We start from the raw sequence: 8,264 nt of genomic DNA, 5'->3' as shown, positions 1-8,264 counted from the left end.
AAAACAAATCGGTATCAACAAACTTGGCACACTATTGAGTTCTCAAACAACAGACACACCCGGCACCACCCACACCCCACAGGGTCCAGGATCGCTCCGGAGCAACTTCCCAAAGTTACCAGACGCGCTGTCTCCGCACAACTCCCGATCCCGGGAACCGCGCCGGACAAAACATCATCCGTGACCCCCGGGAAACCAAATCGGAACGCACAAAAGCGAACCAGAAATTTGGTTTCCATTTGGAAGGGAGTCTGTCGCAATTTTTCCGCATCAGCGGCGGCGACTCGAACTACTTTACACACCCCCGAGACCCCACGCAAATCACCCTCGCACCACCATCCTGCGCTCCAAAACCCGCTACAACACGGCGATTTAGGGCCCAGCGCCACCTGAGTGAAAGCCTTTAGGGCCGCAAGCCACAAACATGCCGTGCGTCACAAACAACGCGCCGCACCAGCAAACAAAGCGGACTAGTTCCCGGCTGCGCCCTCCGTCTTGCGCATCATGGTGGACAGCACTATGGCAAGCACCGCAATCAAAGTGGCTGTCAGGAAGGCGGCCTGCATCCCGGCGACAAAGCCGGACGAGGCCGAGACCACGGCGAAGATCGAAACCAGGAGTGCCGTCCCTGCGGCTCCCGCCACCTGCTGCAGCGTGCTCATGATGGCCGAGCCATGCGAGTAGAGGTGGGGCGGGAGCGGGTTGAGGCCAGTGGTGAACCCCGGCGTGAACAGCAAAGCCAAGCCCAGGCTGAGTACTGCGTACAGGACCACGACCCACCACAAGGGGCTGTCCGCGGTGAGCATCGAGAACTGCCACAGCGTGAGTACCAGCAGGATGGAACCTGTCACAGTCAGCGGGAGCGGACCTATCTTGTCGAACAACCTGCCGACAACCGGCCCGAGCAGGCCCATCGCCAACCCGCCCGGAAGGAGAGCCAGGCCGGTCTCCATCGGCTGCAGGTGGAGGACGTTCTGGAGGTAGAGCGGCAGCAGGATCACTCCGCCGAACAGGGCCATCATGGCAACCACCATGAGCAAAACCGACACCGTGAACATGCGGAAGTTGAATGCCCTGAGGTCCAGCAGGGGCGCGTCGGACTTCTGCAACTTGAGCTGGCGGAAAACGAACGCCACCATGCACAAGACCCCAATCACGAGCGCAACGATCGGCATGGCAGTCGCTCCGGCATGGCCGCCGATCTGGCTCAGTCCATAGACCAGCCCGCCGAAGGCAGGAACGGTCAGGACCACCGAGACGAAGTCCAGCCTCACGCTGCCTCGCTCACCGACGTTTGTGAGGAACTTGGCGCCGATGCCCATAGCCAGCAAGGCCACCGGGAGCACGAAGACGAACATGAATCGCCACGAGAAGTGGTCAAGGATGATGCCGGAAACCGTGGGGCCCAAGGCCGGCGCAACCGAAATCGCAATGGTCACGTTGCCCATCACCGCACCTCGGCGGGACAGGGGCACCAGCGTCAAGATGGTTGTCATCAGCAGCGGGAGCATGATTGCCGTGCCGCCCGCTTGGACGATGCGCGCCAACAAAAGCACTCCAAAACCCGGGGCTAGTGCCGCGAGGAGGGTGCCGCTGCTGAACAGTCCGATTGCCAGGAGGAACGCAGCTCGAGTGGTGAGCCGCTGGAGGATGAAGCCGGTGGTGGGTATGACCACGGCCATGGTCAGCATGAATCCGGTGGAGAGCCACTGGACTGTGGGTGCGTCAACGTTGAGGTCCGTCATGAGCCGCTGCAAGGCGACGTTCATGATGGTCTCGTTGAGGATCACCACGAAGGTGGCCACAAGTAGCGTGACAATAACGGTGACAGACTCGCGCGACATCCTGTCGCTGGCTTGCTGTGTCCCCGCTTCCGGCACGGGGCTGCCGGACGCGCCTGATGTGACGTCGGTAGACATGAGGATCCCTCAGCTTTGGGTGCGATGGTTTCCGGCGCTCGGCACCGGTGAAGATTGCAACAGTCTAAGCCTCAACCGCATTCCCGTCAGCAGCTTAATCCAAACGTTTGCGTACGGGCATCCGAAAGTTAAGAGTGTTCAGGAACTCAGCGGCACGTTGTCGATCAACCGCACGGGCCCGACCTTCGCCGCTATGATCGCAAGCCCTTCACCGCGGAACGGAGTTTCCTTGCAGTTTTCGGCGAGCGGTTCGAGCGTGCGGGGATCGACGACGTCGAAATAGTCCAGCTTCACGAGGGGCTGGGATTCAACGAGCGCGACGGCGGAGTCCAGCTCGAGCGGTTCGTTTGCCAGGGCGCGGAACTCGAGGAGGCGGAGGGCACGGGACAGCACCAGTGCCGCTTCTTGCTCTTCTTCGGAAAGGAAACGGTTCCGGCTGGAAAGCGCCAGCCCTTCCGCGTTGCGCACGGTCGGCACGGCCACGATGTCCACTGGAAAGCTGAGATCGGCCACCATCCTCTTCACGAGGGCCAACTGCTGGGCATCCTTCTGGCCGAAGTACGCGCGGTACGCGGCAGCACCGCCGTCGACGGCTGGACCGCCAGGCATGCCGTAGTGCAGCAGTTTGGCGACCACCGTGAGGGCGCCGTCGAAGTGGCCGGGACGCGATGCGCCCTCCCATTTCTCGCCCAGCGGTCCCGAGGTCACCCGGACCAGCGGCTCCCCACCGGGGTAAACCTCGTCAACGGAAGGGGCGAAGACGAGATCCACGCCCTCGGCATCCAGGAGGGCCATATCGGCATCAAGCGTGCGCGGGTAGCGTTCGAGGTCCGCGGCCTCGCCGAATTGCAGGGGATTCACGAAGATGGAGGCCACTACCACGTCGTTCTGCTCGACGGCGGTGCGGGCCAGCGCCGCGTGCCCGGTGTGCAGCGCTCCCATCGTGGGGACGAGGCCTTGGGAGCTGCCGCGCTTTTCCGCGAGCAACCGCGCACTTTCGGCCCGCAGTTCCGCTGCGGTGGTCACAAGTTTGATGGCCATTCTCAGTTTCCTTCCTGCGTCCCGGCAGCGTCGTTGCCTGGACGGTCCTCACCGTTGTCCGGCGTACCTGAGCCGTCCAAGGCGTTGTTGATGTCGCCAAGCTGGCCCTCCTTGAGCAGTCCGCGATTGACCGCCCGGCGGGCCGTGGCGCGGGCCATGGCCCGGTAGGCGGCAATGACATCGCCGCCGGCACCGCCGTCGTACTCCGTGAGGGCCTCCACATGAGCGGCGACGGTCCCCACATCTCCGCGGGCCACGGGCCCGGTCAGCGCTGCCTCGCCGGAAGCCAGGGCGTTTTCCAGGGTGGCGCGGAGCAAGGGGCCGAGCATGCGTTCCGGCGCGTCGACGCCGATGTCCCGGAGCAGCTGGGAGGACTGGGCCACGAGGGTCACCATGTGGTTCGAGCTGTGCGCGAGGGCTGCGTGGTAGAGCGTGCGATCGGCCTCGGCAATGGCCACCGGTTCGGCACCCATCTCCACCACGAGGGCTTGGGCGATGGGCAACATCGCGGCGTCGGCGGTGACCCCGAAGGTGCAGTCCATGAGCCGGGTCAGGTCCAGGCTCATGCCCGTGAACGTCATGGCCGGGTGGAGGGCGAGCGGAATGGCACCTGCCGCGCGGACCGGCTTCAGTATTCCGACGCCGAAACGGCCGGAAGTGTGCGCCACAAGCTGTCCGGGCTGCCAGGCTCCGAGCTTTGCCAGTCCGGCCACGAGCTCGCCGAGGGCATCGTCCGGAACAGCAAGGAGCACCAACTCGGACCGCTCCACGATCTCCTGGATTTCGAGGACCGGGACCCCCGGCAGCAGCGTCTCCGCCCGCTCCCGGCTCGCCTCCGACACTGCGGAAACCCCGACGACGGCGTGCTCGGCTCCGCGCAGGGCCGCACCCAATACGGCACCCACCTTGCCGGCGCCAATGATTCCTACGCCGAGTCGTCCTGGCCTAGCCATGGTCTGGTTCCTCCTGGGTTGATGCACGCTGCATGGTATGCGTGGTCGGCGGGGCCGGCATCGCAGCGGGCGGAAGTTGCGCCAGCCATTGCTCGGAATTGTCCTGTGCCAGGTTCTGCAGTTTGCGGGCTTTCCGGGCCCGGGCCGCCTGCTGGTCGAACAAACCTACTGCTTCCTCTGTGGCTGCCTGGATGAGCCGGGGCGCCACCGGCCCTGGCGTCGTATGCAACACGAGGTCGGCCACGCCGAACAGCCGGGCCAACGGACCTTGGTGGAGGGCGATCGACTGGGTTCGTTGATGCGGGACCATCACCAACTTCCGCCACAAACGGCCGGAGCGCAGCAGCAGGGCCGTGTCCGTTGAAAGGAAGCCGTTGCGTCGCCAACCCAGCGGGGAAAGAATCCAGGCACGCTTGGGGGTCGTGACAAAGCCGGCGCTGGAATCCAGGCCGGTCAACCCGGCTGTGAACACGCGCTCAGGGTCGGCGGTACCAGGATCGGGCAAGACGAGGGAGAGCATCATCATCACCTCGGGCTTCCGGCCGACTGGAAGCAGCAAGGTCCGGTGTTCGCCTTCGCTGCGGTGGTGTTCACCGTAGCCGGCTACGTTCACGTGGATCCGATACCAGCCGAGAACGCGCCACAGCGGCGGCTGCGTGACCTTGAGCGCCTGGATGCGGCCGGGAGGCACGGTCTGGGCCCGGGTATCCAGGAGTCCGTAGCGCAGACGGATCCCGTCCGGGGAAATTGCCGCCGTAAAGTTGTAGCCGGTGTTGAACGAGCGCCAGTAGGCGGTCCCCAAGCCGAGGATTGCTGGTATCAGGTAGAGGATGAAGGCCCGGGACTCGGTCAGCACTGAAACCAGCACGGACGCGATGGCGCTGAGCACAATGAAGAGACTCTGCTCGCTCAGGATCAGCGAACCGACAAGCCTTCCAGGCGGCACGTAGAGCACCACCTGTTCGGGTGCCTCGGGCACCTCGACCGTTTCGCTCCCGTCGGCAATACCGGCGGCCCGGCCCAGGATGGTGGCACGGAGCTGTTTGGCCTGCGCGAGCCTGAGGTACGAGAGCCGCACGGCCGAGTGGCCGGCGTCGGCCACCTCGAACTTCAGCTCCGCGAGCCCGAAAATACGGGCAAGCAGGGGCTGCACGATGTCGATGGCCTGGACCCGGTCAAGCCGCGCCTGGCGCTGCTGTTTGAACAGGAAGCCGGTGTTGACCCTGACATAGCCTTCGGCGAGCTGGTACCGGGTGAAATACCAGCTGAGGACGAAAGACCCCAAAGCCAGTAACAGCACGACGCCGCCGCCGGCCAGAAGCCAGAGCGTGCGTTCGTTGAAGTTGTCGCCAATGGTCCCGCGGCCTTGGAGGGCTCGTTCAAAGGTATCGCGGCCGAAGAAATAGATGATCGCCGCAAGTGCCACCCATCCCCGCACGAAGGGCGACGCCGGGTGGACGCGGTGCCAGTCGCCGTCGACGACGGTCTGTTCCTGGGTCACAGCCCGGCCAGCCTCGCTTCGCCGCGGGCCGAAAGCTGCTCGCGCAGCCGTGCACCTTCAGTGGCGGGAAGTCCGGGCAGATGGGCGTTGGTTCCAGCCGAGGCGGTGTGGAGTTTGAGGGTGCACAGCCCCAAGACCCGCTCAACGGGTCCAACCGCGACATCGACGTACTGCATCCGGCCGTAGGGAACCACCATGGTCCGCTGGAAGAAGATGCCGCGGCGGATCAGCAGATCGTCGTCGCGTTCCGCATAGCCGATGGCCCTGACCTGCCTCGGGATCAACACGAGCCGCCACAGGGCAAGCAGCAGAAAGGCCGCGGGAACGGCGACGGCTAGCCACAGCGGTGGCCACTTCCACCATCCCAATTCCACGAAGAGCAAGGGCAGGCTGAACAGGCCGATCGTGATCACGTTGCGGATGGCCCACTCGACGAGCCGCTCCGTCAAGTATTTCGGCGATACGCGCAGCCACTGGATGCCCGGAGGATCAATCGCCGCGGTATGCATATTCGCCTTCGCCCTTGGCTTCGCCACGACGTGAATCCCTGACGCCCGGGCCGCCTTCCAGGTCTTCCGGAGGGATTCGGCAGAACCGCTCCACCACGAGCCCCACGACGGTCATGATGAGCCCGCCGCCGCCCATGATGAGCGCGAGCCACAAGATGCCTTGGTCGCTGCGGAGGCTCCAGAGCCGGAGTTGCTCAATCACGATTCCCGCGTGCCAGCCCAGCAGCACGGTGCCCGCGTAGGCGCAGGCCTGGGCCAGGATCAGGGTTCGCGCGGCCAGGATGGGGTTGAGCATGGTCTTCTTCTTGCCGTTGCGCCATCGCAGGACCCGGATGCCCATGATCAAGGTGAGCACGGCGATGAAGCCCATGGTCACCAACGCGGAAGGAGGAAGCACAGGCGTAGCCATGCTGTAGCGCGTGGTGAGCACGGTGGTCACCCAACCAATTGCGGCAAGAACGATGGCGATGATCGCCAACAAAAGCGGACGCATGGCCTTCATGGACTATTCCACCGCTCCCGCGGCAGCGACGCGGCCGGATCCGTCGAACCCGTCAAAAGGCCGAAGCCCGGGAAAGTCCTCTGCCTTGGCGGCCAGCTCGGCGACGCTTTCACCGTTGAGCCGCGCTGCAGGGTCCAGGAGGGCCCATGGATAGAGCACGAACGCACGCTCCGCAGCACGCGGATGAGGCAGGGTCAGCGTTTCGTCGTCGCTCGTGAGTTCGCCGTAGACGATGATGTCCACGTCCAATGTGCGGGGGCCCCAGCGAACCTCGCGGACCCGGTGGTGCATTTGTTCGACGTCGTGGCAGTGCTTCAAGAGTTCCAGCGGCGCAAGGGTGGTCTCAATGGCGATCACCATGTTGAGGAAATCCGGTTGCCCCACGGGCCCGCCCACGGCTTTGGTCTGCACCACGGGAGATACACCGAGCAGGCGGATTTCCGGGCGATCAACGAGGTCGGCAACGGCGGTGGACAGGGTGTCGTTCCGCTCGCCCAGGTTACTGCCGAGGGCCAGGATGGCTTTCGTGAAACCGGAACTCATGCACGCTCCCTGTGGACACTGACAGTGACGTCACCGAAGGGCACTTCGATGGGAGCTTTGGGTTTGTGGACCGTGACATCGACGGCGGCGACGTTGAAGCCCGCCAGGATCCCCTCGGCGATCCGCACCGCGAGGGCCTCGATAAGGTTCAGCGGCTCGCCCGAAATGATTGACGTAATGTACTCGGCCACTTCACCGTAGTGAGCCGTGAACTGCAGGTCATCCGTTTCCGCGGCCTTGCTGAAATCGGTGTACAGCACAGCGTCGACGACGAACGGCTGTCCGTCCCGGCGCTCGAAGTCGAAGACGCCGTGATGCCCGACGGCGGTCACTCCGGTCAGTGTGATCTTGTCCAAACCGGTTCCTCCCCCTTTGTTCACGAAACTTAGTGTCTGATGCGCGCGGCAACCTTGACGGCGTCAAGGCTGGGGCCGACGTCGTGGACGCGCACGGCCCAGGCGCCGTTCGCGGCGCTGATAGCCGTGATGGCAGCGGTTGCATGGTCCCGCTCCTCGGGAGCTGCCGCCTTGCCGGCCACTGTCAGGAGCGTCCCGAGGAATCGCTTGCGGGAAGCGCCGATCAGGACCTTGTGGCCAAGCTCATCCAGCTTGCCGATGTACTTGAGGAGTTGCCAGTTCTGGTCCTCGTCCTTGGAGAAGCCCAGCCCGGGATCCACAATGATTTGCTCCGCCGTGACGCCTGCCGCGTAGAGCTTGTCTCGGACGCCCTTGAGCTCCTCGATGACTTCCTCCACGACATTGCCGTAGTCGGCAAGGCTGTTCATCGTCTCGGCGTCGCCCCGGCGATGCGTCAGGACATAGGGCACCTTGGTACTAGCGACGAGTTCGGCCATCTCAGGTTCGAGGCTCAGCCCTGAAACGTCGTTGATGATCGCGGCTCCGGCCTCCACGGCCGCAGCCGCCGTCGACGCGTGCGTCGTGTCGATGCTGACGAGCGCCCCGGCCTTAACGAGTGCCTGGACCACCGGCAAGACCCGCCGTTGTTCTTCTTCCGGGGAGACAGGCTCGGCGCCCGGGCGGGTCGATTCGCCGCCGACGTCGATGATGTCCGCTCCCGCGTACAACATGCGCAATGCGTGGGCGATGGCGGTGTCCGCCGTGGGGTGCTTGCCGCCGTCGCTGAAAGAATCCGGCGTGACGTTCAGAATTCCCATGACGAGCGTGCGGTCGGCCGGCAGGTCCGCGAAGCGGGCCGCTGGACGGGGTTTGCGGAGAATGGGCAGGGGGCTGGTGGCCGGGCCCGTTCCTGGTGCTGCTGCGAGGGAATCCATGGTCT

At 64.5% G+C, this 8,264-nt stretch carries 9 protein-coding genes; all 9 read right to left on the bottom strand.

Translation table 11 applies throughout. The features are described 5' to 3' along the window. Window positions 1-470: 470 nt before the first annotated feature. The gene (locus AC4CS3_RS06770; protein ID WP_490782750.1) at window positions 471-1,919 is read right to left on the bottom strand and encodes a DHA2 family efflux MFS transporter permease subunit; all 1,449 of its coding nucleotides are present in this window, start codon (window positions 1,917-1,919) and stop codon (window positions 471-473) included. A gap of 138 nt (window positions 1,920-2,057) precedes the next feature. Beyond that, window positions 2,058-2,960, bottom strand: coding sequence for a pantoate--beta-alanine ligase (gene panC, locus AC4CS3_RS06765; protein WP_490782749.1), 903 nt, complete (start codon window positions 2,958-2,960; stop codon window positions 2,058-2,060). Window positions 2,961-2,962: 2 nt separating this feature from the next. Further along, window positions 2,963-3,913, bottom strand: a complete 951-nt coding sequence (locus AC4CS3_RS06760; protein ID WP_490782748.1) for a Rossmann-like and DUF2520 domain-containing protein — start codon at window positions 3,911-3,913, stop codon at window positions 2,963-2,965. Then, window positions 3,906-5,414, bottom strand: a complete 1,509-nt coding sequence (locus tag AC4CS3_RS06755) for a PH domain-containing protein (protein ID WP_490782747.1) — start codon at window positions 5,412-5,414, stop codon at window positions 3,906-3,908. Before AC4CS3_RS06755 ends, AC4CS3_RS06760 begins: the two co-directional genes overlap by 8 nt. Further along, window positions 5,411-5,923 (bottom strand): PH domain-containing protein, encoded by a 513-nt coding sequence (locus AC4CS3_RS06750; protein WP_490782764.1) that lies wholly within the window; start codon window positions 5,921-5,923, stop codon window positions 5,411-5,413. The genes AC4CS3_RS06755 and AC4CS3_RS06750 overlap by 4 nt, the downstream gene beginning before the upstream one ends. Then, window positions 5,904-6,425: a DUF3180 domain-containing protein gene (locus tag AC4CS3_RS06745; RefSeq protein WP_490782746.1), complete on the bottom strand. Its 522-nt coding sequence runs from the start codon at window positions 6,423-6,425 to the stop codon at window positions 5,904-5,906. Before AC4CS3_RS06745 ends, AC4CS3_RS06750 begins: the two co-directional genes overlap by 20 nt. 3 nt (window positions 6,426-6,428) lie before the next feature. Continuing rightward, on the bottom strand, window positions 6,429-6,968 hold the full coding sequence (gene folK / locus AC4CS3_RS06740) for a 2-amino-4-hydroxy-6-hydroxymethyldihydropteridine diphosphokinase (protein ID WP_490782745.1): 540 nt from the start codon (window positions 6,966-6,968) through the stop codon (window positions 6,429-6,431). Continuing rightward, the gene (gene folB / locus AC4CS3_RS06735) at window positions 6,965-7,324 is read right to left on the bottom strand and encodes a dihydroneopterin aldolase (RefSeq protein WP_442544172.1); all 360 of its coding nucleotides are present in this window, start codon (window positions 7,322-7,324) and stop codon (window positions 6,965-6,967) included. Before folB ends, folK begins: the two co-directional genes overlap by 4 nt. Before the next feature lie 29 nt (window positions 7,325-7,353). Further along, window positions 7,354-8,259: a dihydropteroate synthase gene (gene folP, locus AC4CS3_RS06730; RefSeq protein ID WP_490782744.1), complete on the bottom strand. Its 906-nt coding sequence runs from the start codon at window positions 8,257-8,259 to the stop codon at window positions 7,354-7,356. Window positions 8,260-8,264 lie beyond the last annotated feature (5 nt).

Source organism: Arthrobacter sp. SE2, assembly GCF_058244265.1.
The sequence above is the reverse complement of the archived record's forward strand: the minus strand, read 5'-3'. Positions and strand labels throughout refer to the sequence as shown.

Coding starts and splice junctions, on each gene's coding strand:
- AC4CS3_RS06770 (WP_490782750.1), bottom strand. CDS start 1,919: ATGTCTACCGACGTCACATCAGGCGCGTCCGGCAGCCCCGTGCCGGAA.
- panC (WP_490782749.1), bottom strand. CDS start 2,960: ATGGCCATCAAACTTGTGACCACCGCAGCGGAACTGCGGGCCGAAAGT.
- AC4CS3_RS06760 (WP_490782748.1), bottom strand. CDS start 3,913: ATGGCTAGGCCAGGACGACTCGGCGTAGGAATCATTGGCGCCGGCAAG.
- AC4CS3_RS06750 (WP_490782764.1), bottom strand. CDS start 5,923: ATGCATACCGCGGCGATTGATCCTCCGGGCATCCAGTGGCTGCGCGTA.
- AC4CS3_RS06745 (WP_490782746.1), bottom strand. CDS start 6,425: ATGAAGGCCATGCGTCCGCTTTTGTTGGCGATCATCGCCATCGTTCTT.
- folK (WP_490782745.1), bottom strand. CDS start 6,968: ATGAGTTCCGGTTTCACGAAAGCCATCCTGGCCCTCGGCAGTAACCTG.
- folP (WP_490782744.1), bottom strand. CDS start 8,259: ATGGATTCCCTCGCAGCAGCACCAGGAACGGGCCCGGCCACCAGCCCC.